The sequence below is a fragment of the Streptomyces coelicoflavus genome (assembly GCF_003112555.1).
GTDB classification, from domain to species: domain Bacteria; phylum Actinomycetota; class Actinomycetes; order Streptomycetales; family Streptomycetaceae; genus Streptomyces; species Streptomyces coelicoflavus.
On record NZ_BEWB01000014.1, the window covers coordinates 229,949 to 256,831 of the forward strand.

Genomic DNA, 26,883 nt, shown 5'->3' on the forward strand with positions numbered 1-26,883 from the left:
AGCGGGGCTACGCGAAGTAGTGGCCCTGCTCCAGGTCCTCGACCAGCCCGACCTGGGCGGGCTCCCACCCCAGCAGCTCGCGGGTCAGCACGCTGGAGGCCGCGCGGTTGGCCGCGAGGGGGCCCGCCAGCCAGCCGAAGTGGGCGCCCGCGTCCGCGGCCGGGACCGACACCACCGGCAGGCCCAGCCGGCGGCCGATCACCTCGGCGAGGTCCCGCACGGGCAGGCCCTCCTCCGCGACGGCGTGCAGCGTCGAGCCCGCGGGGGCCTTCTCCAGCGCCAGGCGGAACAGGTGCGCGGAGTCGAGACGGTGCGCCGCCGACCAGCGGTTGGCGCCGTCCCCGACGTAGCCGGAGACGCCCTTGTCGCGGGCGGTCCCGATGAGGGCCGGGACGAAGCCGTTGTCCCCCTCGCCGTGATTGGTCGGGGCCAGCCGCACCACGGAGGAGCGGACGCCGCTGGCCGCGAGGGAGAGCGCCAGCTCGGCGGTGACGGCCCGCACGTGCTGGGCGTCGCCCCGGGCGGCCGCGGCCGGGTCCGGGTCGTGGCCGTCGCGTTCGGTCGCCACGTGGCCGGGGATCGAGGGCGTCCCGGACGCGATCGTGAACGGCCGGCCGGACCCGGCGAGCGCCTCGCCGATCACCTCCACGGCCCGCCGGTCGGCCTCGCCCGCGCCCTTGAAGTCCCCCGAGAACGCGATGTCGTGCTTGAAGGCCAGGTGCACGACCCCGTCCGAGCCGGCGGCGGCGTCCCGCAGGACGCCGAGGTCGTCCAGGGTGCCCCGGACCACTTCGGCCCCGGCCGCGGTGAGCGCCGCGGCCGAGGCGTCCGAACGGGCGAGTCCCACGACCTGGTGCCCCTCCCCGACGAGCTCGGGAACGACGGCTGAGCCGATCCAGCCGGAGGCGCCGGTGACGAAGACGCGCATGAGAATCCTCCAGATGTGTCCGTACGTGGCGACCGCGGGTCCGCCGGGTGCGGACGCGAGCGGCGGGCGCAGGGCGCCGGAACCGTCGATGACAGTCGCTGTCATCGACGGTAACACGCGATGTCAGCGACTGTCATCGCTGGAGGATCGTCCGGGCGGCGTGGGTCAGGACGCCACGAAGCGGGCTATCCGTCCCAGCACCACCGTGTCCGCCAGGTAGCCGATGTGCGTCTGGCAGAGCACGTTGTTGTTGTCCGCGCCGCTCAGCCGCGTGCTGGTGTAGGGGAGGATGATGCCGTCGCAGGCCGAGTACCAGGTGGCGTACCGGGTACTGCCCGGTGTCTCGTCGCCTGACGTGATCTGATCGATGAAGGACGAGCCCGGGTACATCTGCCGGCAGGTCGTGTAGATCAGGCACGCGCCCGCGTACGTCGTCCCGTGGTTCGCTCCGGCGATCGACGCGAGGTGGCTGACACTGGAGTGCCCGCCCAGCACCTTCAGGTAGTACTGGCTGACGAGCCCGCCCATCGAGTGGTTGACGATCGCCACCTGGCTCGCGCCGGTCCGCGCCTTCACGTCGTCGACGAAGGAGGCGAGGCCCCGGGCGTTGGTGACGTTGTCGCCGTAGGAGTCGTACTCGTAGGCGAAGAGGTCGGAGCCGGACCAGCCGTTCAGCCGGAAGACGCTCATGGCGGTGACCCAGTTGGACGCGCTGCCGGTGTAGCCGTGGACGAAGACGACCGGCGTACTCGTGGACAGCGGGCGGGCGGCCGTGGCGGCCGCGGTGCCCGTGGGGGTGGCCGCACCGGCCGTCGGCGCGGAGGAGAAGAGGCCGAACACGACCGCGGCGGCCGCGAGAACGCCGAGAAGCCGGCGTGGGGAACGACGACGCATGGAGCCCTCCAGGAGAGGATTCGGGTACCTGACCCGATCAGAGTCCTGGTGCGGGGCACCGGCGCCATCGGCAGAATCACCAGCCACGGAAAACCCGTCGGCGACCGGGAACGGGGCGCGCGCCGGCCGGCGCACGCCCCGCGGGAGCGGAGAACCGCGAGAGGGATCAGGCCTTGTCCTGCATGGACTGCCTGGCCGGGTTGCGCTGTTCGGCGGCCTTGAAGTCCTTCTCGCCCGCCTTCGCCCGCACCCCGCGCTCGATGCGCTCACCGGTGGTCTTGTCGATACTGGACCAGTACTCGAAGGCCCGCTTCAGCACGGGCTCGGTCACCTCGTTGAGCAGGTGGTCGACCACGTTGTCGACGAGCCGGTCACGGGCGGCGTCGTCCATGACGTCGCGCACCAGGGTGCCCGGCTGGCTCCAGTTGTCGTCCTCGGCGTGGTCGACGTAGGCCGAGCGGGTGATCGCCCCGTCGGTCTCCCAGCTGGGCGGGTCGCCGAACCGCTCGGTGTCGGCGGCGGGACCGCCCTTGGAGTTCGGCGCGTAGACCGGGTCGGTCTTCTTCCGGTAGGCCATCTGGCCGTCCTTGGAATAGCTGTGGACGTCGACGACCGGGGCGTTCACGGGGAGCTGCTGGTAGTTCGCGCCGATCCGGTAGCGCTGGGCGTCGGAGTACGAGAACAGCCGGGCCAGCAGCATGCGGTCCGGGCTCGGACCGACGCCGGGGACCAGGTTGCCGGGCGAGAAGGCCGCCTGCTCGATCTCGGCGTGGTTGTCCGTCGGGTTGCGGTCGAGCGTCATACGGCCCACCGGCATGAGGGGGTAGTCGGCGTGCGGCCACACCTTCGTCAGGTCGAACGGGTTGAACCGGTAGCCCGCGGCGTCCTCGTACGGCATGACCTGCACGTGCAGCGTCCAGCTGGGGAAGTCGCCGTCACGGATGTGCTCGAAGAGGTCCCGCGTGTGGTAGTCGGTGTCGGCCGCCGCCATCTGGTCGCCCTCGTGCTGCGTGAAGCACTCGACGCCCTGATCGGTCTTGAAGTGGTACTTGACCCAGAACCGCTCGCCCGAGGCGTTGATCCACATGTAGGTGTGCGAGGTGTAGCCGTTCATGTGGCGCCAGGTCCGCGGGATGCCGCGGTCGCCCATGAGCCAGGTGACCTGGTGCGCCGACTCCGGCGAGAGGGTCCAGAAGTCCCACTGCATGTCGTGGTCGCGCAGGTTGTTGTCCGCCCGGCGCTTCTGCGACCGGATGAAGTGCTGGAACTTCATCGGGTCCTTGACGAAGAACACCGGCGTGTTGTTGCCGACCACGTCGTAGTTGCCCTCGCTGGTGTAGAACTTCACCGCGAAGCCACGGGGGTCGCGCCAGGTGTCGGGGCTGCCGCGCTCGCCCGCGACGGTCGAGAAGCGGGTGACCAGTTCGGTGCGGGTGCCCGGCTGGAAGACGGCCGCCCTGGTGTAGGCGCTCACGTCGTGCGTCACCTCGAAGTGGCCGAAGGCACCGCTGCCCTTCGCGTGCGGCTGGCGCTCGGGAATGCGCTCCCGGTTGAACTGGGCCATCTGTTCGATGAGGTAGGCGTCCTGGAGGAGGATCGGGCCGGCCGGACCTGCCGTGAGCGAGTGCTCGTCGCTCTGAACCGGTGCGCCGGAATCCGAGGTGGTGGCAGGCGGAGTGCCCGTCATGAGACTGCCTTTCGTCGTGGAGTGGTTGACGCCCGGGGCAGGACCCTCCGGAGTGCCGTCGTCCGTATCAGTCTCCGCCGCCGTCCCGGCCCCGCAAGCGGAGTGCGCGGCGCCGGTGACGCGGACCGGCACTCCCGGGGAGCGGCACGCTCGCCGTCCTGTCCCCGGCCGAGGTCCACCTCCCGGAGGCCGTTCGGGTCGGCCGTTCGGGTCGCACGACGACCGGCACGACACCCCCGGCGCCGACACCGCCGGCGCCTCCGCCACGACACGGACCGGACCGGACGGACCGGGTGGAACACGTCGTCGGCGGCGGTGAGAAACTTCTCCCCGTCAGGGGCCGCCCGCCCCCGTTCCCCACCGGAGATCCACATGAACCACGTCGCCGACCCCCACCGCTACGACGGCACCATGCACTACCGCCGCACCGGACGCTCCGGCCTCGACCTGCCCGCGCTGTCCCTGGGCTACTGGCACAACTTCGGTGACGACAAGCCCTTCGAGACCCAGCGGCGGATCGCCCTGCGCGCCTTCGACCTGGGCATCACCCACCACGACCTCGCCAACAACTACGGCCCGCCCTACGGTTCCGCCGAGATCAACTTCGGCCGGATCATGCGGCAGGACCTCGCGCCGTACCGCGACGAGCTGGTGATCTCCACCAAGGCCGGATGGGACATGTGGCCCGGCCCGTACGGCCAGGGCGGCGGCTCCCGCAAGTACGTGCTCGCCTCCCTCGACCAGTCCCTCGAGCGCATGGGCCTCGACTACGTCGACATCTTCTACTCCCACCGGCTGGACGCCTCCACCCCGCTGGAGGAGACCATGACGGCACTGGACACGGCGGTCAGGCAGGGCAAGGCGCTCTACGTGGGCATCTCCTCCTACGATGCCGAACGCTCCCGGCAGGCCGCCGCGATCCTGCGCGACCTGGGCACACCGCTGCTCATCCACCAGCCGTCCTACAACATGCTCAACCGGTGGATCGAGACCGAGGGCCTGCTCGACGCGGCGGCCGACGAGGGCTTCGGCGTCATCGGGTTCACCGCGCTCGCCCAGGGACTGCTCACCGGCCGCTACCTCGACGGCGTGCCCGAGGGATCCCGCGCCACCCAGGGCAAGTCCTTCGCGGCCGGCTGGCTCACCGAGGACACCGTCCGGCGGCTGCGCGCCCTCAACGACATCGCCGCCCGCCGGGGCCAGAGCCTGGCGCAGATGGCGCTCGCCTGGGCCCTGCGCGACCCGCGCGTCACCTCGCTGGTCATCGGCGCCTCCCGCCCCGAGCAGCTGGAGGAGAACGTGGCCGCCCTGGGCAACCTCTCCTTCGGCGACGACGAGCTCGCCGAGATCGACCGGCACGCGGTCGTCGACGGCGACGTCGACCTGTGGCGGCAGGCCCGCACCGGCGACCTCGGCTGAGCCGCCGGGCGCGTGGAGGGGCCGGTCAGGACGAGGCCCCGCCGGTGACGCGGAGCACCCGGGGCGGCCCGTCGGCCGGCTCGGGCAGCCGCAGCGGACCCCGGCCCGGCGTGACGGTGCCCAGCAGCGACGCCCGGCGCGCGCCCGTCCCCGAGGGGAGCGCGCCGGGCAGGCCGTTGACGGTCAGGAAGCCCAGCACGGCGAAGGCCAAGGCCTCCTTGGCGTCCGACGGCAGCCCGAGCGCGTCGCTGGAGCCGAGGGTCACGTCCGGCAGTTCCTCGGCGATCATTCCCATCAGCACGGGATTGCGCGCGCCGCCGCCGGACACGACGAGCCGGGTGACGCCGTGCGCACGGCAGGCGTCGGCGACCGTGACGGCGGTGAGCCCGGCCAGGGTCGCCAGGACGTCGTTGGGTTCCGCGACGGGCGCCGCCCCGAGCGCCCGCAGCAGATACGGCAGGTGGAACCGTTCCTTGCCGGTGCTCTTCGGAGCGGGCCTGCCGTAGTAGGGGTCGTCGAGGAGCACTCGCAGCAGCGCCGGATCGACCCGGCCGGCCCCGGCCCGGCGGCCGTCCTCGTCGTACTCGGCCGCGCCGCCGGTGAAGTGCCGCACGGCGGCGTCCATCAACGCGTTCGCGGGCCCGGTGTCGAAGGCCAGCGGCGCCGCGCCGGGGGCGACGACGGTGACGTTGGCGATCCCGCCGAGGTTGAGGGCCGCGGGGACACCGGGCAGCGCCGCCATGGCGAGGACGTCGGTCATGGCCACCAGCGGCGCCCCCTGGCCACCCGCCGCGACGTCCCTGCTGCGCAGGTCGGAGACGACGGGCAGACCGGTCGCCTCGGCGATCCAGGCGGGCTGACCGAGCTGGAGGGTGCCGCGCACGGCACCGTCCTCGACCCAGTGGTACAGGGTCTGCCCGTGCGAGACCACCAGATCGGCGCCGCCGCCGCACAGCTCGCGCACCGCCCTTACGGCCACGCCGGCGAAGGCCTGTCCGATCCCGGTGTCGAGCCGGGTGACACCGCCGGCCGTCGTCGCCGCCGGCGGCAGGCTGCTCGCGATCAGGTCGCGCAGCTCGTCCGGGTAGGGGGCCGAGAGATGGCCGAGCGGGCGCATCTCCAGGACCTCGCCCCGGAGTTCGAGATCCGCGGCGGCCGCCTCGACGGCGTCGTAGGACGTGCCCGACATCAGGCCGATCACACGCACGATGCACTCCTGCGAGAGGTTGGGCGAGCCGGACGGGCCCGGGGCCCGTCCGGACGCGATCAGTTCCGGTCGGCCGTCGTGGTCAGCCGGTCGGGTCCGGCGCCCGGCTCCTCGTCGGCCGCCGCGCCCCGTCCGGACTCCGGTGCCCGGTGGAACAGACTCAGCGCACCGCCGACCACCAGGGTGATCAGCACGCCGATGGGCACCAGCCACTGGGCCGCGATCGCCTGGGACACCGTGGTCCCGTCCGTGGTGACGTCGATCTTCACCACCCGCACGATGTACGTCATCACCCCGATGGTGACCAGGAAGGCCACGACGGAGTCGGCCTCGTTGGCCCGCCTGACGAGCCGCCCCAGGAGGAACGCCCCGAGCAGCGCGCCGTAGGTGTAACCCGCGATGGTCAGACCGGTCAGGTACACGTTGCCCGTGCTCGCGCTGAACGCGCAGGCGAAGACGGCCATCAGCGTCGCCCACACCAGCGTCATCCAGCGGGCGAGCCTGAGCAGCGCCTCCTCGGACGGTGTGGTGCGGAAGAAGCTGTGGATGATGTCGGCGACCGTCGAGTTCGACATGGAGTTCAGCGCCGACGACAGCGAGCCCATCGCGGCGCCCAGGATGCCGGCCACGAGCAGGCCGGAGACGACCACGGGCAGCCCGTGCAGGATGAACTCGGGGTAGAGGTTGTCCGAGCTGGACAGCCCCAGCTCCGAGAAGGACCGGCCCTCGTTGTACGACCACAGCAGCGCGCCGACGAGGGAGAACGCGGCGAACTGGACGGTGACGAAGACACCCGAGGCGATCATGGCCTTCTGGCCCTCGCGCAGGGTCTTCGTCGCCAGCACCCGCTGCACGATCAGCTGGTCGGAGCCGTGCGAGGCCATGGCGAAGATCGCGCCGCCGACGATGGCCGTGGGCAGGGCGAACGGGCTGGTCAGGATGTGGGCGAGGTCGAAGTCGGTGTCGAAGAGCGTGAACTTCCCGGCATCCAGGGCCCGCGCGTAGCCGTCACCGCCGACGTGGGCGGAGAGCACCGCGACGGCGAGCACCGCGCCGCCGAGGTAGAGGACCATCTGGATGGCGTCGGTCCAGATGACCGCCTTGATGCCGCCCAGGTAGGTGTAGACGACGGTGACCAGCGTGATCACGACGATGATCACGCGGTAGCTCGCGTGCACCCCGAACTCGTCGAGCAGCAGCTTGATCGGGATGGCGGAGGCGAACAGCCGCACGCCCTCGGCCAGGAGCCGGGTGAACACGAAGGTCACCGAGGCGAGCCCCTGCAACTTCAGCCCGAACCGGTCGCCCAGGTACTGGTAGGCGCTGACGAAGCCGCCGCGCTTGTAGAGGGGGATCAGCACGGTGGCCACGACGACGCGTCCCACGACGTAGCCCAGGGCGAGTTCGACGTTGCCGAACCCCTGGCCGCTGTACGCGCCGCCCGGGACGCTGATCACCGTCAGCACACTGGTCTCGGTGGCGACGACGGAGAAGGAGACCGTCCACCACGGCATGTGGCTCTCACCGACGAAGTAGTCCTTCGCCGACTTCTGCCGGCCGGCCTTCCGCAGGCCGATCCAGGCGATCCCGATCAGATAGACCACGATCACCACGAGGTCGAGCTGGCGCACGCTTGCTCCTAGGCACGGGCCGGTGGGGTCGCCGGCGTGGGGGGAGGGGGGTGGGGGGACGTCCGGCGGACGCGGACGACGAGGCGGGCATGGGGGGTCGCGCGGTCCAGGGCCAGCAGGCGGGCCCCGTCGAGGGGGTCGCCGAGCGGGGACATGAGCCGCACGCGGGATCCGGCACCGGAGATCGCGTCGGTCAGCGGCACCATCAGGGCCGGTCCGAGTCCCGTCAGCCCACCGGTGACGGCCAGGGGCAGCGGGCCGCCGTCCGGGGTGATCCGGCCTGCCGCCGCGAGGACGGTCTCGGCCAGGTCGGCGGCCGCGTCCCGGACGATGGCCGAGGCCACGACGTCCCCGGCGTCGGCGGCGCGCGCCACCTCGGGGGCGAACGAGGCGGCCGTACGGGCCGGGTTGCCGTCCCGTCCGACTCTCGCCGGCAGCCGTTCCAGGTCGCCGAAGAGGCCGGCCGCAGCGTTCAGCAACGAGGTGGCCGGGCCCCGCCCGTCGTGGGCCCTCAGGGCCGCGCGCAGTCCGGCCGTGCCGATCCGGGCGCCGCTTCCGTCGTCGCCGAGCAGGGGGCCCCACCCGTCGACGCGCGCGTACGTACCGTCGGCGCCGATGCCGACCGCGACCGACCCGGTGCCGATCGCCAGCACCACACCGGCGCGGCCGCCGAGCGCACCGGCGTGGGCGGTCACGGCGTCACTGGTGACGGCGGCGTCCTGGACGGGCAGGTCCTCCAGGAGGACGTCCGCCAGGGCACGGGCCGCCGCGGGGGCCGAGGCCGCTCCCGCGGCGCCCACCAGGACCGACTCCGGCGGAACGCCGCCCGGTTCCCGCAGCAGCGGCCCGACGGCGGCGCGCACGGCCGCACGGGCCGCCGTCACACCGTCGGGCGCGGCCAGACCTGGGGCACCGGCCACGGAACTGACGGACGGTGAGGAGCCGGGACCGTGCCACAGCACGGCGCGGCAACCGGTCTTCCCCAGATCCACCGCCACTACGGAAGTCATACGGCTCGCCCTCTGTCCGAATGACCCGGCACGTCGAGAGCCACCGGGTCGCCGGTGACCGGTGCGGATCGCCGTCCGAGTATGGGAACGCCGCCCTCCGGATGTCAACAAGTAACGTCCCGTCGTTCAACGCGTAACTTTTTGACCCCCTCGGCGGGCCCCATTACGCTGTGCCCACCACATCCAGGAGGGGCCATGGTCCGCCAGTCCTCGTCCCGCGTGCCGGAGCCGTCCGCCCAGGACGCCCCGCCCGCCGACATCCTCACGCGCGTCCGCGCCGCGCGGCCCTCCCTGGCCCCCTCGGAGCGGCGGGTGGCCGACGCCGTCCTCGCCGACCCGGGACAGGTCGCGGAGCTGTCCATCCACGCGCTGGGGGAGCGGGCCAGCACCTCGGCGGCGACCGTGATGCGCTTCTGCCGCACCGTCGGCACGGGCAACTACCCCCAGCTGCGCCTGGCGCTGGCCGCCGCGGCGGCGCGGGAGTACGCGCTGGGCGGCGAGCGGGCCACGCACGGCGGCACCGACATCAGCCCGACGGATTCGCTGGACCGGATAGTCAGCAAGATCATCTACAACGAGGTCCGGGCCCTGGAGGACTCCGGCGCGGAACTCGACGTCGACGCACTGGGCCGGGCGGTCGACGCGGTGGCCGGGGCCCGCAGGATCGACATCTTCGGCGTGGGGGCCAGCGCCTTCGTCGGCCAGGACCTGCACCAGAAACTCCACCGCATAGGCCGTATGGCCTTCATCTGGAGCGACCGGCACGCGGCGCTCACCGCCACGGCCCTGCTGGGGCCCGGCGACGTGGCCCTGGCCGTCTCCCACTCCGGCGAGACCGAGGACACCACCGAGCCGCTCCAGGCCGCGGCCGAGCGCGGAGCCACCACCATCGCCCTGACCAACGACCCGCGCTCCACGCTCGCCACCGGCGCCGACCTGGTGCTGACGACCTGCGCCAGGGAAACTCCCTTCCGCTCCGGCGCGACTGTCAGCCGCATCGCCCAACTGGCCGTCATCGACTGCCTCTTCGTCGGCGTCGCCCAGCGCTCCTACGAGGCGTCGACCACCGCCCTCGAAGAGACCTACGGAGCCGTCCAGCGCCGCCTGCGCCCCGGGCGCCGCACCGGGTGAGGACGCCTCACGGCCGTACGGCGCCACCGCCGTCCGTTCCGAGGTCCCCCTCGCCGCGCAGACTCGTCACCAGGTCGCGCGGCAGGCCGTGGGTGTCGTGCAGGTAGGCGAGGTCCTCCTCGCCCAGGGGCCCCCGGAAGCGGGGCCGGGCGAGTACGTTCCGGCCGCGTTCCAGGAGCCGCCGGAACCGGCGTTCCTCCTCCACCAGAAGTCCGCGCACGAGCCCCGGGTCCACGTCCTGCCGGAAATGGTCCGAGGTGTGCGTGATCAGTTCCACCGGCAGGTCCCCGACCCCGCGCGAGGAGTCCTCCCGCCACAGCACCGTGAGCAGCCGCCGCACCAGGCGGCGCAGCACGTAGCCCCGGCCCGTGTTGGACGGGCGGATTCCGTCGCCGACGACCACGACGGCCGACCGGAGATGGTCGCAGACCACCCGGAAGGACGGTTCGTCCAGCGGCCACAGGGACGGCAGCGTCCGCCGCCACGGCTCGAAGACGTCGCACTCGAACACCGACGACCTGCCCTGCAGGAGTGAGGCCAGACGCTCCAGGCCCAGGCCGGTGTCGACGTTGCGCTGCGGAAGCGGCACGAGACGGCCGTCGTTGAGCCGTCGGTGACGCATCATCACGTGGTTCCACACCTCCACCCAGCGGTCGTCGCCCGTGGGCGTGGACCGGGGCGGCGTGTCACCGCTCCACAGGAAGATCTCCGAGTCGGGTCCGCAGGGACCCACCGGCCCGTTGGACCACCAGTTGTCGTCCACCGTCAGCTCCACGGGAACGCCGCGCTCCTGCCACAGCCGCAGGGACTCGGTGTCCGGCCCGACCTGCTCGCCGCCCCCGTACACGGTGGCGTGCAGCAGGCCCGGGTCGACGCCGAGGCCCTCGGTGAGCAGCCGGTGGGCCCAGTCCAGGCTCCGTGAGCCCTCGTAGTCGCCCAGCGACCAGGTGCCGAGCATCTGGAACACCGTCAGATGCCTGCTGTCGCCGACCTCCTCGAGGTCCGTCGTGCGCAGACAGCGCTGTACGTTGACCAGCCGCCGGCCCAGCGGATGGGGGCGGCCCTCCAGGTACGGGGTGAGCGGATGCATGCCGGCGCTGGTGAACAGCACGGGGTCGCCGGGGTCGGGCAGCAGTGTCGAGCCGGTGATGCGGCGGTGTCCGTGTTCCCGGTAGTAGTCGGTGAACGTGCGGACGATCTGCTCGGTGTCCATGGGACGGCTCCTTCGCTTCGGGGCGGAAGAGGCACCGGAGAACGGAAACCGTGCGGTCCTCGCACCGAGGCGAAGGCGGCTGAGCGCCACGGGAACCACCGACGGGCCGTTTCCGGTCGCCGGTGGAAAAAGGGGGAAGGTCAGACGGCGGCAACCGGCGAGCTGGTCGCTCGCGCGGTCGCGAAGGTGCTGGTGCCGATGACGTTCATGCCCCGAAGATAGCGTCCCCCGCGTCCGGAGGCACCCGGATTCTGCCGCCTAGGAACGTCCGCCCGCCCACACGCCCGGGGTCCGGCCCGACCACGGTTGTGCCCCTTCGAGCTGTCCGGCGAGGCGGAAGAGGAGGTCCTCGCGCCCGTAGCCGGCGGCGAACTGCATGCCGATGGGGAGGCCCGTGCCGGTGTCGGCCGTCACCGGCACGGACATGGCGGGGGTGCCCGCCACGTTGAACGCCATGGTGAACGGCGAGTGGTCGTTGAGCCGCTCGATCCAGCCGAGGCCGTCGAGCGCCTCGGCGCCCTCGCCGTAGGTGCCCAGCAGTGGGGGAAGCTCCGGCAGGGTGGGGGTGAGCAGCAGGTCGTGGGTGTCGAAGTACCGGGCCAGGCCGCGGGCGACGCGGTTGCGGACGGTGAGGGCGGTGACGAACTCGGGGCCGCTGACCCGCCGTCCGTAGCGGTGGGCGGCCAGCGTGGACGGCTCGAGGGTCGAGGAGTCGACGGGCCGGCCGAGGGCGGCGGCCAGGGAGTCGACCGAGGCCGCGACGTTCGCCGTCGACAGACGGGCGTTGGCCAGCACGAACTCCTCCCAGCCGACACCGAGCGCGACCGTGACCTCCTCCGTCCGGTGGCCGAGGGATTCGAGCAGCCGCATCGTACGGTCCAGCGCGCCGGCCACCGGGGCGGTGGTCCGGCGCCCGCCCCACGCCTGGGGGAGGACCCCGATCCGCAGCGGGCCCGGCGGGCGGGTGACCTCCTGCGCGTACGGGCGGGACGGCTGCTCGGCGAAGTAGGGGTCACCCGGTTCCGGACCGCGGATCAGGTCGAGGAGTGCCGCGCTGTCCCGCACGGAGCGGCTGACGCCGCCCTGGACGGCGAGCCCGTTGAACCCCTCGTCGAGGGCGGGGCCCAGGGAGACCCGGCCGCGGGTCGGCTTCAGCCCGAAGAGGCCGTTGCAGGCGGCCGGGATGCGCAGCGAGCCCGCCGCGTCGGTGGCGTGGGCGACGGGAACCGCCCCGGCCGCCACGGCCGCACCCGCGCCGCCGCTGGATCCGCCGGCGCCGCGCTCGGGGTCCCACGGGTTGCGGGTGGGGCCGTACAGCACCGGTTCCGTGGTGATGCTGTAGGCCAGCTCCGGTGTCGCGGTACGCCCGACGGTCACCAGGCCGGCGCGCCGCAGGCGCCGCATCAGGAAGGAGTCGGAGCGGGCGACGTGCCCGGCCGTGAGCCGGCTGCCCATCTCGGTGCGCCGGCCCGCCATGGATATGCCGAAGTCCTTGATCAGGAAAGGCACGCCGGCCAGCGGTGTGCTGCCGGGGGCGGGCCGGTCGTCGGCCGGCCAGGTCTCCACGACGGCGTCGAGCGCCGGGTTCACCGCCCGTACCGCCTCGCGCGCGGCCGCTTCCACCTCGGCCGGCGACACCTCGCCCCTGGCCATCAGCTCCGCGAGGCCCACCGCGTCGTGGCGCACGTACTCGGAAACTCTCACCGTCACTCCTCGGATCGACAGAATGGTACCCATGAGTCCCATGCGATACCGAGTGGTATCGCATGGGACGGACTGGTACCGTAGCAGCACCCGCAGGGGCCCCATCGACCGCACGTCACGGAGCAGGCATGACAACGACCGCCGGCAGGCCGGGCAGAGTGGCGAAGCTGCCGCCCCGCGAGCGCATCCTCGACGCGGCCGAAGAGCTCTTCCGGGGCGAGGGCATCCAGCGTGTGGGCGTCCAGGCCATCGCCGAGAAGGCCGAGACGACCAAGATGGCGATCTACCGGCACTTCGAGACCAAGGACGCACTGGTCGCCGAGTGGCTGCGCATCCTGGCCGCCGAGTACCAGGCGGCCTTCGACCGCGTCGAGGCCGAGCACCCCGGCCGGCCCCGGGAGCAGATCCTGGGCCTGGCCCGCTTCATCGCCGACGGGCTGCCGGTGCTCTCGTACCGGGGCTGCCCGTTCGTCAACTCCCTCGCCGAACTGCCCGACCGCTCCCACCCCGCGCGGCAGGTGATCGAGGAGCACAAGGCCCGTCAGACCCGCCGACTGGTCGGCATGTGCACCGAGGCCGGGCTGCCCGACCCCGAGCAGGTCGCGGCCCAGATCACCTTCCTGCTCGAAGGCGCCCAGGTCAGCACGCAGAACGGAAGTATCGACCGGACGGGGGAGCGGCTGCTGCGCATCGTCGAGGCGCTCGTCGGCCAGTAGCATCACACGATGGGTGCGATGATCCGGGGAGCCAGCCTGCGCGGCTTCGCGCGCCTCGTCGAGGAGCTCGGCGGCGTCCCGGGGGAGTTCACGGCACGGTTCTCGATCCCTCCGCAGGCGCTCGCCTCCGAGGCCGGGCTCGTCCCGATCACCAGCCACGACCTGATGCTCGACGCCGCCGCCCGCGATCTCGGCTGCCCGGACTTCGGCCTCCGCCTCGCCCACGGCCAGGACCTCGGCATCCTCGGCCTGCTCGCCCCGGCCGTTCAGGCCTCGTCCACGGTGCGGCAGGCACTGGAGTGCGCCGCACGGTTCATGTTCGTGCACAGCCCGGCGCTCAGCGTCGGAGTGGAACCCGACCCGCGGGGCCGTCGCGAGGTCGTGGCCCTGACCTACCGCAAGGACCTGCGCGAGTCCCCGTACTCCCCGCAGGCGACCGAACTCGGACTCGGCCTCTTCCACCGGGTGGCGGTGACGCTGGTGGGCAGCGCGGTCGGGCTCCGCTCGGTGGAACTGCCCCACCCGCCCCTGTCGCCGGTGTCGCGGTACACCGAGTTCTTCGGCGCGGACGTGAAGTTCGGCTGCCCGGCCGCCGCGCTGAGAGTGGAGAGGCGACTGCTGGAGAAGGAGTTGCGCGGCACGGACGCGGCGGTCCGCCGGCTCGCCGTCGACCGCCTGGCCGCCCTGCACACCGATCCCGAGGGCCTGACCGCCACACACGTCCGGCGGGCCCTGACCCAGGCCGTCGGCACCGCCCCCGTCACCGTCGGCCAGGTGGCGCGCCTCCTCGCCCTGCACCCCCGCACCCTGCAACGGCGGCTCGCCGCGGAATCCACCGGCTTCGCCGAGATCCTCGAGGACGTACGGCGGGACCTCGCGCTGCGCTACCTCACCACCACCGACCTGCCGCTGGGGCAGGTGGCCGCGATGGCGGGCTTCGCCGACCAGTCCGGGCTCAGCCACGCGGTGCGGCGGTGGGAGGGCGCCAGTCCGAGCGAGGTGCGCCGCCGGGTGCGCGGCATCGGCTGAGATTGTCGCGCGGAAACAAATCCCGCCCGGCGGGCGAGGGCATGCTGCTGCCCCGACGACGAGAGCGAGGAGTGTCCCATGGCAACGGCCGGCACCAACCACCTCACCGGCATCGGTGCGCGCACGATCCCCGAGTTCGACGGCGTCCACGAGGTCTGGCCGCGCGGTGACCGGCTGCGGGCGGTCCGTGCGGCGGCCGCGGCCTACAAGGAGCGCTTCAAGGCCCAGGGCAGGGTGCGCGCCGTGAAGTCGGTCGACATCGCCGCGGCGCCGTACCCGGTGAAGTACGCCTTCCACGACGCCGTCTCGGTGCCCACCCTTCCGCTCATCTCGATGATCAACCGCATGATCGTCGTGCAGTACGACGACTTCGACGGCAGGGCCCGCACCCTGGTCTTCGAGCCGACGGTGCCGGACGGCTCCGCGGAGGCCCCGTTCTACCGCAACCTGCGGAAGCTGATCGACAAGGTCCCCGGCGGGAAGCTGCTCGAACGCGCGGTCCTGCGGTACTACGCGGAGCCCGGCGACGTCCTGCGCCGCCTCGGTCTGGCCGCCGACGACGTCGACTTCTGCACCTTCGACCACCTGCACGTCCAGGACCCGCGGATGATCCTCGGCTCCACCGAGGTCATCGAGGGGGAACAGGCCCCGCGCGGCCCGTTGTTCGGCGGCGCCAGGATGCTCGTGCACGAGCGCGAACTGGCGACCCTGCGGTCCCTGCACCCGATGCAGTGGGCCTGGTACGTCGACGGCGGACTGGGCGGCGTCGACCCGGAGAAGTTCGTCACCTTCGACGGCGACGTCGAACTCGGCCCCGGCGTCGCCCTGCTGTGGACACCCGGGCACACCGACGGCAACCACTCGCTGGTGCTGAACACCCCCGACGGGGTGTGGGTGTCCTCGGAGAACGGCATCTCACTGGACAACTGGCAGCCCGAACTCTCCCGGATCCCCGGCGTCCGGCGCTACCGCGAGGAGTTCGGCCGCGAGATCTGCCCCAACGCCAACACCCTCGAGGACTCCCTGGACCAGTACGACTCCATGGTCAAGGAGAAGATCCTCGCCGACCCCTGCAAGGCCGACCCGCGCTGGCTCCAGATCCTGCCCTCCACCGAACTCGCCCCGTGGAAGCGGTTCTGGCCGGTGGTGCCCACCTATGTCCACGGCGGCATCGCGTACGGCGAGATCAAGGGCGGCCGGCGGTGAGCCGCCCGCGCACCGGTGCCGTGGTCACCGGGGCCGGCCGCGGCCTCGGCCGGCTGATCGCCGCACTGCTGGTCGAACGCGGCCACCACGTCCTCGTCACCGACGTGTCCGAGGACGCGGCCCGCGCCGCGGCGGCCGGGCTGGGGCCCGACGCGTCGTGGGCGGCCGTCGACGTGCGCGACGAGGCGCAGGTGGCCCGGGCCCGGGACCGCGTCGTCGCGGAGACCGGCCGCCTCGAGGTGTGGGTCAACAACGCCGGCGTGCTCGTCACCGGCCCGGCCTGGGAACAGCCGCCCGACGTACGGCGCCTGATGCTGGAGGTCAACGCGCTCGGCACCGTCAACGGCACCGTCGCCGCGATCGGGGCCATGCGGCACACGGGCGGGCACATCCTCAACGTGGTGTCCCTCGCCGGGCTGACCGCCGTACCGGGCGAGGCGGTGTACGCCGCCTCCAAGCACGCCGCGATCGGCTTCAGCCTCAGCACACTCGCCGACCTGCGCCTGGCCGGAATCAAGAACGTGGACATCTCCTGCGTCTGCCCCGACGGCATCTGGACCCCGATGCTCCACGACAAGCTCGACGACCCCGCCTCGGCGCTGTCGTTCTCCGGCAAACTGCTCAGGCCCGAGGAGGTCGTCGCGGCCGTCGGCAAGGTGCTCGACCGCCCCCGCCCGGTCACAGCGGTGCCGGGCTGGCGGGGTGTGCAGGCCCGCCTGGCCGACGCCCTTCCCTCGCTCGGACTGCGCGGCATCCCGCTGGCGGTCGCGCAGGGCAGAAGGGTGCAGCGGAGGATGCTCGCGAAGAGGCCCCCGGCGTAGGCACCGGCGGAGGCCCCCGGCGTAGGCACCGGCAGAGGCCCCCGGCGTAGGCACCGGGGGCCGGCGGTGACGCGGCGGCGCGGCGTCACCGCACCGCGCCTCGACCGGTCAGGAGGCGGGCGTGCCGTAGACGCCCATCTCGTACAGCGAGTAGCCCCAGTCCGTCCTTCGCTCCACACCCTGCATGCGGACGTACCGCACGGCCTCGTCGGAGTCGACCCGGACGACGTCGTTGCCGCAGGCGTCCGGCCGCTGGGTGGACACGGTCCGCCAGGTCACGCCGTCGGGGGAGGTCTGGACGGCGTACTCCGTCGCGCAGGCCCCCTCCCAGGCCAGGGTCACCGCCGCGACCTTCGCCGGGGCCGCCAGCTCCACCTGCACCCACGCGTCGTCGGAGTAGCCGGAGGCCCAACGGGTACCCAGCTGCCCGTCGTTGACGTAGCGGGCCGCCAGCCGGTCGAGGTCCTGCTCCACGCTGGACGCGGAGGCCGTACCCTTCAGCGCCAGGTTCTCCCCGCCGCCCGCCGAGTCCCACAGCCGCAGCCGCAGCTCCGCCTGCACCAGGAAGGCGTCGAGCACGCCGTCCCCGACCTTGGGCTGAACCTTCCCCCACGAGTTGCGCGGCGGATCGACCCGCACCGCCCGGGCCCGCTCCTGGAGGCCGTTCGACTCGGCGAGCAGCCGGTCGGACGTCGCCCTGTCGCCCCGCTGCCGTGCCGCGAGCGCGTCGAGCACGGTCCTCATCGACCCGCCCCACAGCTCGGTGGCGTCCAGCCAGGGCGCCGCGTCGACGGTGAACCCCTCGTCCACCGCGCCGCCGCGGATCGTGGCCGGCGCCCCCTCGACCGCGGTCGCGTAGGCACGCAGCGCCTCGACGGCCTCGGCGCGCTTCCCCTCGTCCCACTCCGCCCAGAACCGCTCCACGCGCCGGGCGAGTTCGGGCGCCTGCGGCTGCCAGGGCGTGGCGCCGAAGGTCGGGGCCATGTGCTCCAGGTCGCCGAAGACCAGCAGCGCGTCGGTGGCCTCGCGGTCGCCGCCCGCCAGGTAGGCCATGGCACGCGGCCAGTTGGTGTCCGCGTCGTACGCCCGGTCGTTCCAGGTGAAGTCCGCGGTGCCGAAGACGGCGACCTTGCTGGCGTACGGCTGGTTCATGGGGTTGGCGACGATGCCGGAGAGGTGCTCGGACAGGCCGGACTCGCGCTTGTCGTACGGGGCGAGCAGCAGCCGCCCGCTGGTGTTGCCGAAGTCGTTGACCGGGTAGTTGTCCCAGACGAAGACCTTGCGGCCGAAGAGCTTCGAGACCCGGTCGGCCTCGTCGTTGGTGATCTTCGGCGGGACGACGGCCGTGCCGGTCCACATCACCACGACCGCCGGGTCCAGCGTCTCGCGCATCGTCTGCTTGTACGCGGTGTCGGTGAGGTCTCCGTACTCGGTGGGCACCATCTGGAGCGGCTGGACGCCCTCGTGGCCGGCGACGAAGTTCCGCTGCACGTCGTTGAGCAGGTCGACCTGCGCCCTGGCGGCAGCGGCGCGGCCGGGTGCGCCGTACGCGGCCTCGTCGCCCTCGCAGTTCCAGCGGGTGTAGCTGATGTCGTCCAGCGGGATGGAGAAGGCGCGCGTCCCCAGGTCGTACAGGGCCTGGAGCTTGGCCTTCAGCGCCGCGCGGTCGGCGGGGTCGGAGTAGCAGATCGACTCGCCGGGGGAGACGGCGAAGGTGAAGCGCACGTGGTTCGCCGTGGCCCGGTTCACCAGTTCACCCAGCTCCGCCAGCTTGTCCGCGGGGTAGGGCTCGCGCCACTTGCCCCGGTGGTAGGGGTCGTCCTTCGGGGCGTAGACGTAGGTGTTGGCCTTGACGTCCCCGTAGAAGTCCATCTGGTCGAGGCGCTCCGCGTGTGTCCACGGCTGTCCGTAGAAGCCCTCGATGGTGCCGCGCAGCGGCATCGACGGGTAGTCGCTCGCCCGGACGCCCGCCACCTTCCAGTGGTCGCTGCCCGCCCGGACGAAGAGCTGGCGCAGGGTCTGCACGGCGTAGAACTGGCCGGCGGCGTCCGTGCCGCCGAGGGTGATCCGCTTCGCCCGTTCCGCGCCGGAGACGCGCAGGGCGTAGCCCTCCGCGTGGTCCGGCACCGCCGTGTCGCCGAGTGCCCGGGCGATGTCCGGCCGCGTGGCCGGGCCGAGCCGCACGGTGAGCAGGCCCCCGGATGCCCGGGGGACGTTTCCGGGGGCGACGATGTCCACCCGGTCCGCGCCGTGGGTCTTCAACTCCCGCACGAGACGGGCCCGGGCGGCGGCGTCCGTGTCGCGGTCCGCCACGACGAGTACCCGGTCGGTCACCGGAACGTCGTCACCTGCGCGGCTGAGGGACTGGGGGTTCGGCGAGACCGGTGGGACCGCGGACGCCGCGACGGGATGCGCGTCGTCGGCGGCGGCCGGAAGCGTCTCGATCGCCAAGGTGCTTGCCAGTGCAAAGGTGACGCCGAGCGTAGTGAGGGTCTTCGTGCGTCTTCCCATGAGTTCTCCAGGCTTTGTCTGGACCAGCTGATCAGCCTTTCACCCAGGGATGATGCGACACGGTCGGCACGAGACGTAAGACGTATGGGGTCTAGACCTCTTGGGTCCTCGGCTTTACTCTGGCCAACATCGTTCCCCGGGTGCCGATTTGGCATGCCCGGATCATGCAGTGGGCTGAGGCTCATGGAGGGGTGGCCATGAAAGTCCGACGACGACGCGGTGTCGCGGGAGCGGTCTGCGCGGTGACGGCCCTCGCGGTCGCGCTGCTCCCGGCCACGACCGCCGCCGGAGTACCGGAACCGGCCACGACCGCCGCCGGAGTGCCGGAACCGGCCACGACCGCCGGAGTACCGGAACCGGGCGCGGCCATGACCGGGGTGACGGCCGAGGTCCCGCAGGTGCTCCCCACGCCGCGCGAATGGCGGGCCGAGCCGGGGCGGTTCGGGCTCGCGCCGGGCGCCAGGATCGTGCTCGGCCACGCCGACGCCACGACCGCCGCCGACGCGCGCAGGTTCGCGGGAGAGCTGCGCGAGGTCACCGGGCGCAACCTCGCGGTGGTGACGGCTCGGACCGGCAGACCGGGCGACATCGTGCTGCGCCAGGACGCCACCGCCGAGGGGGATTTGGGCGACGAGGGCTACCGGCTGCGCTCCGGCGACCGGCTGACCGTCACCGGCGCCACCTCCACCGGCGTCTTCTACGGCACCCGCACCGTCCTCCAGCTCCTGCGCGCCGACGGCACCGCTCCCGCCGGCGCGACCCGCGACGTGCCGGAGTACCGCGAGCGCGGCGTCGGCGTCTGCGCCTGCTACATCCACATCTCCCTGGACTGGTTCGAGCGGCTCATGCGCGACATGGCGCACCACAAGCTCAACCAGCTCTGGATCGAGGCCAAGGTCAAGAGCGACGTCGACCCGGAGTCCGCGTTCTGGGGCTACTACACCAAGGACGAGGTCCGCCGCCTGGTCGCGATGGCCGAACGCCACCACATCGAGCTGATCCCCGAGATCAACTCGCCCGGCCACATGGACCCGTACCTGGAGAACCACCCCGAGCTGCAACTGAGGGACAAGAACGGCAAGGCCTCCCCGTCACGGCTCGACATCACCCGGCCGGAGGCGTTCACGTACTACACCTCACTCGTGGACGAGGCGCTCGAGGCCTGGGACACCAAGGCCTGGCACATGGGCGCCGACGAGTACATGATCGGCTCCGCCTACCCCGACTTCCCGCAGCTCCAGGACTACGCCACCGAGAAGTTCGGCGCCGGGGCCACCCCGGACGACGCGTTCGCCGACTTCGTGAACCGGGTGGGCGAGCACGTCCGCGCGGACGGCCGCACGCTCCGCGTCTGGAACGACGGGCTGCTGGGCCGCAACGCGGTCGTCCCGCTCGACCGGGACATCGCCGTCGAGCACTGGCTGGGCGGCGGCAGCACGCAGAAGCCGTCCGCCCTCCTCGCCGAGGGCCGCCCGGTGATGAACTCCGCGTACGCCCTCTACCTCGTGCGCGGCGGCTTCACCATGAACACGCGGCAGCTGTACGACTCCGGCTGGACGCCGCTGCGTTTCGAGGGCGAGACACTCACCACCCGGCCCGCCAACCTCACCGGGGCCAAGATCTCCCTGTGGCCGGACAACGGTGCCGCCGAGACGGAGAACGAGGTGGAGGCCAAGGCGTTCATGCCCCTGCGGTTCATCGCACAGGCCACCTGGGGCGGACCGCGCCCCAGCACCTCCTACGAAGGGTTCGAGCGCCTGGCACGGAGCATCGGACACGCCCCCAGCCGGTCGGACACCGACCGCACACCCCTGCCCGACGGCACCTACTCCCTGGTCGCCGGCGACCGGCACCTGGGACCCACGGCCGACGCGCCCGGCGCCACGGTCGCCTTCACGTCCGGTGACACCTCGGCCTGGGAGACCACCGCCACCCCCGACGGCTACTACACGCTCCGTTCGGCACGGACGGGTCTGTGCCTGGATGCCAACCGCGGCAAGCGCTACCTGGGCGCCCCGCTGGAGCCCGGCGCGGTGCTCACCCAGGAGACGTGCGACGCGGACAAGCGCACCCAGCGCTGGCAACTGACGCCGCGCGGGGGCGCGCTGACGCTCACGAACGCGGTCTCCCAGTTGGTGCTCGCGGCGGACGGGGCCGACGGCACGGCCGTGCAGGCGGCCCCGGACACCACCGCGCCGACCCGGGTACGGGTGGTCCCGCGCGACTGACCCGGCCGCTGCCGCCGCTGGGCACCGTCAGCGCGGGGCGCGTCAGGTGCCGTGGCCGTCGTCGTCCGGCGGTGCCGTGGCCCAGGAGGGGAGCCAGGTGTCCTCGGGCAGCGGGGCCAGGCTCGCGAAGTGGCCGACGACGGCCCGGAGCCCCGGGTGCGGGTTCTCCCGGGGGAGGAGCAGCGAGAGCGGGTAGGCGAGTGTCGGACCCGCGATCGGGATGCGGCGCAGGTCGTGGCCCGGCGGCCAGATGTACCGGTCGCGCGAGCCCACGAGGGTGGCCACGTCGTCCGAGTCGGCGAGGATGTCGAGGAGCACCTCGTTGCCGAAGTTCGGGCCCGCGGCGTCCACGCGCAGGTCGAAGGCGGTGGCGAGCTGATCGTAGAAGTCCGCCCATTCGCTGCCCGGCGCGATACCGGGCACCCAGATCCGGTGCCCGCGCAGCCGGGCCGGCGTCACGGTGCGGGCCGGGGCGAGCGGATGCCGCGGGCCGACGACGAGTTCCAGCGGGGAGTGGAACGCGTGGATCATCCGCACCTCGGGCGGCAGCGCGGCCGGGTCGGTGACCGAACGGAAGGAGGCGTCGACGTCGCCCGCCTGCACGGCGGCCACCGCCAGCCGCGGGTCGTCGACCCTGAGCGTCACCACGTCGAGCTCGGTTCCGGGATGTGAGCGCCAGTAGTCGTGCAGGATGACGGCCTGCGCGCTCCGCAGACCGAGAACGTCGATCCGCAGCGCCCGCGAACCCCGCCGGATCGCGGCGACGGCGCGATCGACGTCCGCGACGATGTTCCGCGCGTGCGGCAGGAAGGCCTGTCCGTCGAGGGTCGGCTCGACCCCTCGGGCAGTACGGCTGAACAACCGGACGTCGAGTGCGCGCTCGAGGGCCGCGATCCGCTTCGAGACCGCCTGCTGCGTCACGCCGAGCTCGTCGGCCGCGTGCCGCAGCTGTCCCAGCTCCGCCGCGCGGACGAACGACCGCACCGCCTCGGTATCCATGGGGGCGAGCATAGGCGCGCCCCACGGGCGCGGGGCCGCACCGCGGCGCCGGGGCCCGTCCCGCCGTGCCATAACCTCGTGCGTGGAAACGTCGGTTGCCATGTGTGTCCACACCGAGGAGGCGGCGGTGCTCAACAGGGGCGGCTCGCGATTGCTCGTCTGCGCCGTGGCGCTGGCCTGCCTGGCGCTGGTGGGCCCCAGCGCCCCGGGCGGCGCGCTGTCCGGCGCGCCACTGCCCGTGAAGGCGGTCAAGGACGTCGTACCCAACCGGGTCATGACGTGGAACCTGTGCAACCCCTGCGACGCGAGCAACCTCGACCGGGCCGCGGAGATAGCCAGGCACGCGCCCCAGGTCGTTGGCATGCAGGAGGCGTGCGCACGTGACGTCGACAGGATCCGGGACTACCTGGAGGTCTTCCACGGGCTGGTCTACCACGTCGAGTACGGGACGGTCCTGGAGAACTGGAGCCGCTGCGGGGGAGCACCGTGGAACCCGGGCGGCTTCGGCCAGGCCATCCTCTCGGCGGCACCGATGACCGACCGGGTCAACGTCGAGTACCCCGAGGGCGGATCCGAGGACCGCGGCTACCTCGCCGTCACCACCGAGGTGGGCGGCCGGTCCGTCCGGGTCTTCAACACGCACCTGGCCCAGCGGCGTCAGGAGGAGTTCCGCGAGGGCCAGGTCCGCGTCCTCGCCGGGGAAGTCGCCCGGCACGACCGCGCCGTGGTCCTCGGCGACTTCAACGCCGTGCCCGACGCCCCCGAACTCGACCCCCTGTGGGCACTGGCCATGGACACCGACCCGCAGTGCCGTCCCGCACCCGTCGGCGCCTGCGACACGACCACGGACTGGCGCAGCAAGTTCGACTACGTCTTCCTGCGCGGCATCGCCCCGGTCGACCACCGGGTGGCCGCCACCACGCACTCGGACCACGACATGCTGTACACCGACCTGGACGTGACCTGAGGCCCGGAACCGCATAATCGGTTGCCGGCCGGCCCCGGCCGCGGGTGCAATGTCCGGCATGGTCACCGAGGCGCGCCCGCCGGGGCGGGACGACACCGACACGCACGTCCGGATCGGCGCCCTCGTGCCGCTTTCCCGCCCCGGCTGGAGCGAGGCGGGCCGGCACCTGCTCGCCGGAATGGAACTGGCCGTGCGCGAGGTCAACGACGCCGGCGGCATCGCGGGCCGAGCCCTCGAGCTGGTCGTCCGGGACACGGCGGCCGATCCGGACAGGGCGGCGGCGGCCGTGGACGAACTGGCCCGGCTGGGTGCGGCCGCCCTGGCGGGGGAGTACCACAGCGTCGTCGCCCGCGCCGTCGCGTCCAGGGCCGACGCCCTCGGTCTGCCGTTCCTGTGCTCGTCGGCCGTGCTCGACGCCCTCACCGAGCAGCGGGCGCGGTGGATCGCACGCCTCCCGCCGGCACAGTCCCACGGCTGGCGGATCTACGCGGACTTCCTCCTCGCCGCGGGCCACCGCCGTGTCGCCGTAGCGGCCCAGCCGAGTCTCTACTGGGCGTCCGGTGCCCGCATCCTGCGGGACCGCCTCGCTGAGCGAGGCGGCACCCTCGTCGATCTCGGCCTCGGCGAGCCGGCCCCCGCGTCCGTGTGCGACGCGCTCGTCGAGCAGGACGCGAGCGCCCTGCTGCTCCTGGTGGGTCACCCCGAGCCGGCCGTGTCGATCGTCAGGTCCGTCCGCCGCGACCCGCGCCTGGCCGGGATCCTGATCGGTGCTCCGGCCGGCCAGCCGGAGTTCACCGAGTGGGCGACGTCGCTGGGCGCGGACGGCGCCGCCGTCCCGTTCCTGCGCTACCTGCCCGAGCGCCTCGGCCCACTCGGTGCGCGCGTGCGGACGGCCCTGAGGGAGCGGCTGGCCGAAGCGCCCTCCTTCGTCGCCTTCGAGGGCTACGACACGGTGACGGTCCTCGCCGACGTGCTGCGCGCGCACGGCGTCGACCGGGCGCCGGCCGCCGAGACCTGGGCCCGTGTCTCGGTCGAAGGCACCCGGGGGCGGATCCGGTTCTCCCGCGCGCCCGGCACCGGCGTGTGGCAATGGTCCGGTGCGCCGGTCCAGATCGTCGACCGGGACCCCGCGGACGCCGCTCGCTTCCGCGTCCTGCGCACCGGCTGACGCGCCGGCGCCCCTGGCCGACGGTCCCACCGGCCGGCGGCACCCCGGGAGAAGCGGTCGGGGTCCGCATGCGCGCTCCCGCCCCGGGTAGGACCCTGGTGCGGGGGTGGTGCAAGCGCCCGAAGAGCGAGGAGTGGCGGACGTGATTCGAAAGCTGCAGGCGGTCGCGCTGGACTGCGCCGACCCGGCCCGGCTCGCCGAGTTCTACGCGGAACTGCTCGGCGGGCGGGTGGTCGCGGACCCGGACGAACCGGAGTGGGTCGAGGTGCACGGTTTCGAGGGGACACCGCTGGCCTGCCAGCGGGTGGACGGCTACCGGCCGCCCGAATGGCCCGGCCAGGACCGCCCCCAGCAACTGCACCTGGACTTCGACGTCGACGACCTCGAAGGCGAGGAGAAGCGGGCACTCGCACTCGGCGCGACCGTGCTGGAACGGACGGACCAACTCCGCCCGGAAGCCAACTGGAGGGTCTACGCCGACCCGGCCGGACACCCGTTCTGCCTCTGCGCGCACTGAACCCGCCGGCCGGCGCCGTCGCCGGCCGGACGGCACCCGTCAGGCCGCCTCCGCCGCCGTGGCCAGGATGCGGGCCAGCTCGGCAGGCTTGGTGATCATCGGCCAGTGGCCCGAGTCGATGTCCTCGAAGTCGACACGCCTCGCCCGGGCGAGTTCCGGAACGTCGCCCGCGTCGATCCACTTGCGCGCCTGCGCGGGCGTGAACTCCGGGCACACCAGCGCGACCGGCACGTCGAACCGGCGCTCGTCGCCCAGCCGCACCACGCCGCGGGCCACGGCTTCGGGCACCGGGACCGCGGCCGCCGCCAGTGCACGCCTCGCCTCCTCGTCGAGGTCGGCGGCGTCCGGCCCCTGGAAGGGCTCCCAGCCCGGGAACGGCATGGCACCGTCCGTGATCTCGAAGAAGTCCGCGTACGGCTGCCCGTCGGAGGTCGGGGCACCGCCGACGAGCGCGACCTTCGCCAGTCGCTCCGGTCGCCGGTCGGCGGCCAGCCAGGCCAGTGAGCAGGCCGCGGAATGCCCCACCACCATGGGCCTGCCGGGCGCCGCGTCCACCGCGGCCAGCACCGTTGCCACCTGATCGTCGAGCGTCGCGGTCGCCGCGCCGTCCCCCTGCCCCGGGAGGGTGAGCGGCACGGGCCGATGCCCGAGCGACTCCAGCGTGGACGCGACACGGTCCCACACGGTTCCGTTCAGCCACAGGCCGCCGATGAGCAGAATGTCCATGAGCGTTTCCCTTTCTCCGTTCGCCCCACCGTAGGAGGAGATCCGGACGATCTGCTGCCGGATCTTCTTCCGGGTCCCTCATCCGTCTCCGGGGCGCGCACTAGCCTGGCCCCGTGCCGAACGACGTCAGCCCCACCGCGCGAGCGCTGCGCGCCCTGGAGATCCTGCGGACCCGCCCGGCCACGACGGCCGACGAACTCGCCGCGCGGCTGGGCGTGACGGAACGAGCGGCGCGCCGCTACGTCGGGATCCTCAGAGAGGCGGGCATCCCCGTGGAGTCGTCCCGCGGACCGCACGGCGGTTACCGGCTGGGACGCGGGACGCGGCTGCCGCCCGTGCACTTCACCCAGGCGGAGGCCCTCGGCCTCGTCATGGCGGCGCTGAGCGGCCGACCGGCCGTGACCGACGCCGACGACCTCGTCGGCACCGCCCTGGGCAAGGTCGTCAAGGCACTGCCGGAGAGCGTCGGACGGCAGGCGGCACTGCTGCGGGAGTACGCCTCCGCCGCTCCCGACCCGTACGCGGCGCACCCCGACCCGGCCGTCACCAGCTCCCTCGTCGAGGCCGTCGCCCACCGGCGCCGTGTGTTGCTCACCTACCGCAGCGAGGCCGGCCGGGAATGGGAGGAGCAGGCGGACCCCTGGTCCCTCGTCGTCCGGCACGGGCGCTGGTACCTGCTCTGCCACTCCCACCGCGCGGACGCGGTCCGCACCTACCGGGTCGACCGGGTCTGCCGGGTCGGAACCACCGGGCACGGGTTCGAGCCACCGGTGGCCTTCGACCCGGTGACGGTCCTGGAGGAGAACCTGGGCAGCGGATGGCAGTTCGCCACCCGGGTGGTGTTCGACGCTCCCCCGGCCGAGGTCGCCCCCTGGATCCGCCCGCCCATGGGACGGCTCGAACCCCTGGGAGACGGCTGCGTCCTCGTCGGCAGCACCCGCAACCCGGACATGTACGCGCAGGAATGGCTCGCCAGGGTGCCGTTCGCCTTCCGCGTCGAGGGCGGAGCGGAACTGCGTGCCGCGGCCGCCGACCTCGCGGCGCGGTTCACGGCCGCCGTGACGGACCGGCCCCCGCCCGGCTCCCCTCCCCGGGCGGGGTGAAGGCGGCTTCCGGACGCCAGGGCCGCAGGGGACTGAACCGCCGGTTTCGCGCCGTTGAACCTTGGCGG

Annotated in this window: 22 protein-coding genes; 11 read left to right on the forward strand and 11 right to left on the reverse strand. The window is 72.9% G+C overall.

All coding sequences use genetic code 11. The annotated features are described in order from the left end of the window. Window positions 1-7 precede the first annotated feature (7 nt). The 3 genes from Sco07f_RS31665 to Sco07f_RS31675 form a co-directional block, all read right to left on the reverse strand. The gene (locus tag Sco07f_RS31665) at window positions 8-928 is read right to left on the reverse strand and encodes an SDR family oxidoreductase (protein ID WP_108989884.1); all 921 of its coding nucleotides are present in this window, start codon (window positions 926-928) and stop codon (window positions 8-10) included. A 165-nt stretch (window positions 929-1,093) separates the two neighbouring features. After that, window positions 1,094-1,822 (reverse strand): esterase/lipase family protein, encoded by a 729-nt coding sequence (locus tag Sco07f_RS31670; protein WP_054100040.1) that lies wholly within the window; start codon window positions 1,820-1,822, stop codon window positions 1,094-1,096. 166 nt (window positions 1,823-1,988) lie between these two features. Further along, complete coding sequence (locus Sco07f_RS31675; RefSeq protein ID WP_108989813.1) at window positions 1,989-3,509, reverse strand: catalase; 1,521 nt, start codon at window positions 3,507-3,509, stop codon at window positions 1,989-1,991. A gap of 372 nt (window positions 3,510-3,881) precedes the next feature. Here Sco07f_RS31675 and mgrA point away from each other — a divergent pair, with 372 nt between their 5' ends. Next, on the forward strand, window positions 3,882-4,928 hold the full coding sequence (gene mgrA, locus Sco07f_RS31680) for an L-glyceraldehyde 3-phosphate reductase (RefSeq protein ID WP_007446289.1): 1,047 nt from the start codon (window positions 3,882-3,884) through the stop codon (window positions 4,926-4,928). Window positions 4,929-4,953: 25 nt separating this feature from the next. Here the strand turns inward: mgrA and Sco07f_RS31685 are convergent, their stop codons facing one another. The 3 genes from Sco07f_RS31685 to Sco07f_RS31695 are packed head-to-tail and all read right to left on the reverse strand — an operon-like array spanning window position 4,954 to window position 8,776. Next, window positions 4,954-6,135, reverse strand: a complete 1,182-nt coding sequence (locus Sco07f_RS31685; RefSeq protein ID WP_108989814.1) for an anhydro-N-acetylmuramic acid kinase — start codon at window positions 6,133-6,135, stop codon at window positions 4,954-4,956. Window positions 6,136-6,194: 59 nt separating this feature from the next. Further along, window positions 6,195-7,766: a sodium:solute symporter gene (locus Sco07f_RS31690; RefSeq protein ID WP_108989815.1), complete on the reverse strand. Its 1,572-nt coding sequence runs from the start codon at window positions 7,764-7,766 to the stop codon at window positions 6,195-6,197. Window positions 7,767-7,774: 8 nt separating this feature from the next. After that, window positions 7,775-8,776 carry an N-acetylglucosamine kinase gene (locus Sco07f_RS31695; RefSeq protein ID WP_108989816.1) on the reverse strand — a complete coding sequence of 334 codons (1,002 nt, stop codon included), beginning with the start codon at window positions 8,774-8,776 and terminating at the stop codon, window positions 7,775-7,777. Window positions 8,777-8,971: 195 nt separating this feature from the next. Between Sco07f_RS31695 and Sco07f_RS31705 the strand changes: the two genes are divergently transcribed. Beyond that, window positions 8,972-9,907, forward strand: coding sequence for a MurR/RpiR family transcriptional regulator (locus tag Sco07f_RS31705; RefSeq protein WP_108989818.1), 936 nt, complete (start codon window positions 8,972-8,974; stop codon window positions 9,905-9,907). A gap of 7 nt (window positions 9,908-9,914) precedes the next feature. Here Sco07f_RS31705 and Sco07f_RS31710 read toward each other — a convergent pair whose 3' ends face one another. After that, window positions 9,915-11,120, reverse strand: a complete 1,206-nt coding sequence (locus tag Sco07f_RS31710; RefSeq protein ID WP_108989819.1) for an alanine--tRNA ligase-related protein — start codon at window positions 11,118-11,120, stop codon at window positions 9,915-9,917. 258 nt (window positions 11,121-11,378) lie between these two features. Further along, window positions 11,379-12,824, reverse strand: coding sequence for an amidase (locus Sco07f_RS31715; protein WP_108989820.1), 1,446 nt, complete (start codon window positions 12,822-12,824; stop codon window positions 11,379-11,381). A gap of 128 nt (window positions 12,825-12,952) precedes the next feature. Here Sco07f_RS31715 and Sco07f_RS31720 point away from each other — a divergent pair, with 128 nt between their 5' ends. The 4 genes from Sco07f_RS31720 to Sco07f_RS31735 all read left to right on the forward strand — a co-directional run bounded on the left by Sco07f_RS31720 (window position 12,953) and on the right by Sco07f_RS31735 (window position 16,596). Beyond that, entirely contained in the window at window positions 12,953-13,540 is a 588-nt protein-coding gene (locus Sco07f_RS31720) for a TetR/AcrR family transcriptional regulator (protein WP_108989821.1), read from the forward strand. Between the two features lie 9 nt (window positions 13,541-13,549). Then, window positions 13,550-14,569 carry an AraC family transcriptional regulator gene (locus Sco07f_RS31725; RefSeq protein ID WP_108989822.1) on the forward strand — a complete coding sequence of 340 codons (1,020 nt, stop codon included), beginning with the start codon at window positions 13,550-13,552 and terminating at the stop codon, window positions 14,567-14,569. Between the two features lie 78 nt (window positions 14,570-14,647). Further along, window positions 14,648-15,775, forward strand: coding sequence for an MBL fold metallo-hydrolase (locus Sco07f_RS31730; RefSeq protein ID WP_108989823.1), 1,128 nt, complete (start codon window positions 14,648-14,650; stop codon window positions 15,773-15,775). Next, complete coding sequence (locus Sco07f_RS31735) at window positions 15,772-16,596, forward strand: SDR family oxidoreductase (RefSeq protein WP_108989824.1); 825 nt, start codon at window positions 15,772-15,774, stop codon at window positions 16,594-16,596. Before Sco07f_RS31730 ends, Sco07f_RS31735 begins: the two co-directional genes overlap by 4 nt. Before the next feature lie 108 nt (window positions 16,597-16,704). On the opposite strand, the gene Sco07f_RS31740 is transcribed toward Sco07f_RS31735, so the two are convergent. Then, on the reverse strand, window positions 16,705-19,107 hold the full coding sequence (locus tag Sco07f_RS31740) for a glycoside hydrolase family 84 protein (protein ID WP_108989825.1): 2,403 nt from the start codon (window positions 19,105-19,107) through the stop codon (window positions 16,705-16,707). 197 nt (window positions 19,108-19,304) lie between these two features. On the opposite strand from Sco07f_RS31740, the gene Sco07f_RS31745 reads away from it, so the two are divergent. Then, on the forward strand, window positions 19,305-21,335 hold the full coding sequence (locus Sco07f_RS31745) for a glycoside hydrolase family 20 protein (RefSeq protein ID WP_108989826.1): 2,031 nt from the start codon (window positions 19,305-19,307) through the stop codon (window positions 21,333-21,335). A gap of 42 nt (window positions 21,336-21,377) precedes the next feature. Here the strand turns inward: Sco07f_RS31745 and Sco07f_RS31750 are convergent, their stop codons facing one another. Then, the gene (locus Sco07f_RS31750; protein WP_042825584.1) at window positions 21,378-22,334 is read right to left on the reverse strand and encodes a LysR family transcriptional regulator; all 957 of its coding nucleotides are present in this window, start codon (window positions 22,332-22,334) and stop codon (window positions 21,378-21,380) included. A gap of 100 nt (window positions 22,335-22,434) precedes the next feature. Between Sco07f_RS31750 and Sco07f_RS31755 the strand changes: the two genes are divergently transcribed. The 3 genes from Sco07f_RS31755 (at window position 22,435) to Sco07f_RS31765 (ending at window position 24,986) form a co-directional block, all read left to right on the forward strand. Beyond that, a complete protein-coding gene (locus Sco07f_RS31755) occupies window positions 22,435-23,301 on the forward strand; it encodes an endonuclease/exonuclease/phosphatase family protein (protein ID WP_007446164.1) in 867 nt (288 codons plus the stop codon). Window positions 23,302-23,350: 49 nt separating this feature from the next. After that, window positions 23,351-24,469: an ABC transporter substrate-binding protein gene (locus Sco07f_RS31760; RefSeq protein WP_108989827.1), complete on the forward strand. Its 1,119-nt coding sequence runs from the start codon at window positions 23,351-23,353 to the stop codon at window positions 24,467-24,469. A gap of 142 nt (window positions 24,470-24,611) precedes the next feature. After that, complete coding sequence (locus tag Sco07f_RS31765; protein WP_007446157.1) at window positions 24,612-24,986, forward strand: VOC family protein; 375 nt, start codon at window positions 24,612-24,614, stop codon at window positions 24,984-24,986. A 39-nt stretch (window positions 24,987-25,025) separates the two neighbouring features. Here Sco07f_RS31765 and Sco07f_RS31770 read toward each other — a convergent pair whose 3' ends face one another. Then, window positions 25,026-25,712, reverse strand: a complete 687-nt coding sequence (locus tag Sco07f_RS31770; RefSeq protein WP_108989828.1) for an alpha/beta fold hydrolase — start codon at window positions 25,710-25,712, stop codon at window positions 25,026-25,028. A gap of 113 nt (window positions 25,713-25,825) precedes the next feature. Here Sco07f_RS31770 and Sco07f_RS31775 point away from each other — a divergent pair, with 113 nt between their 5' ends. Further along, on the forward strand, window positions 25,826-26,815 hold the full coding sequence (locus Sco07f_RS31775) for a helix-turn-helix transcriptional regulator (RefSeq protein ID WP_108989829.1): 990 nt from the start codon (window positions 25,826-25,828) through the stop codon (window positions 26,813-26,815). Window positions 26,816-26,883: the final 68 nt, after the last annotated feature.

What these genes read in the sequence shown, in the direction of transcription:
- Sco07f_RS31725 (WP_108989822.1), top strand. Translation starts at nt 13,550, where the DNA reads ATGGGTGCGATGATCCGGGGAGCCAGCCTGCGCGGCTTCGCGCGCCTC.
- Sco07f_RS31770 (WP_108989828.1), bottom strand. Translation starts at nt 25,712, where the DNA reads ATGGACATTCTGCTCATCGGCGGCCTGTGGCTGAACGGAACCGTGTGG.
- Sco07f_RS31695 (WP_108989816.1), bottom strand. Translation starts at nt 8,776, where the DNA reads ATGACTTCCGTAGTGGCGGTGGATCTGGGGAAGACCGGTTGCCGCGCC.
- mgrA (WP_007446289.1), top strand. Translation starts at nt 3,882, where the DNA reads ATGAACCACGTCGCCGACCCCCACCGCTACGACGGCACCATGCACTAC.
- Sco07f_RS31720 (WP_108989821.1), top strand. Translation starts at nt 12,953, where the DNA reads ATGACAACGACCGCCGGCAGGCCGGGCAGAGTGGCGAAGCTGCCGCCC.
- Sco07f_RS31740 (WP_108989825.1), bottom strand. Translation starts at nt 19,107, where the DNA reads ATGGGAAGACGCACGAAGACCCTCACTACGCTCGGCGTCACCTTTGCA.
- Sco07f_RS31755 (WP_007446164.1), top strand. Translation starts at nt 22,435, where the DNA reads ATGTGTGTCCACACCGAGGAGGCGGCGGTGCTCAACAGGGGCGGCTCG.
- Sco07f_RS31675 (WP_108989813.1), bottom strand. Translation starts at nt 3,509, where the DNA reads ATGACGGGCACTCCGCCTGCCACCACCTCGGATTCCGGCGCACCGGTT.
- Sco07f_RS31745 (WP_108989826.1), top strand. Translation starts at nt 19,305, where the DNA reads ATGAAAGTCCGACGACGACGCGGTGTCGCGGGAGCGGTCTGCGCGGTG.
- Sco07f_RS31705 (WP_108989818.1), top strand. Translation starts at nt 8,972, where the DNA reads ATGGTCCGCCAGTCCTCGTCCCGCGTGCCGGAGCCGTCCGCCCAGGAC.
- Sco07f_RS31665 (WP_108989884.1), bottom strand. Translation starts at nt 928, where the DNA reads ATGCGCGTCTTCGTCACCGGCGCCTCCGGCTGGATCGGCTCAGCCGTC.
- Sco07f_RS31730 (WP_108989823.1), top strand. Translation starts at nt 14,648, where the DNA reads ATGGCAACGGCCGGCACCAACCACCTCACCGGCATCGGTGCGCGCACG.
- Sco07f_RS31710 (WP_108989819.1), bottom strand. Translation starts at nt 11,120, where the DNA reads ATGGACACCGAGCAGATCGTCCGCACGTTCACCGACTACTACCGGGAA.
- Sco07f_RS31760 (WP_108989827.1), top strand. Translation starts at nt 23,351, where the DNA reads ATGTCCGGCATGGTCACCGAGGCGCGCCCGCCGGGGCGGGACGACACC.
- Sco07f_RS31750 (WP_042825584.1), bottom strand. Translation starts at nt 22,334, where the DNA reads ATGGATACCGAGGCGGTGCGGTCGTTCGTCCGCGCGGCGGAGCTGGGA.
- Sco07f_RS31670 (WP_054100040.1), bottom strand. Translation starts at nt 1,822, where the DNA reads ATGCGTCGTCGTTCCCCACGCCGGCTTCTCGGCGTTCTCGCGGCCGCC.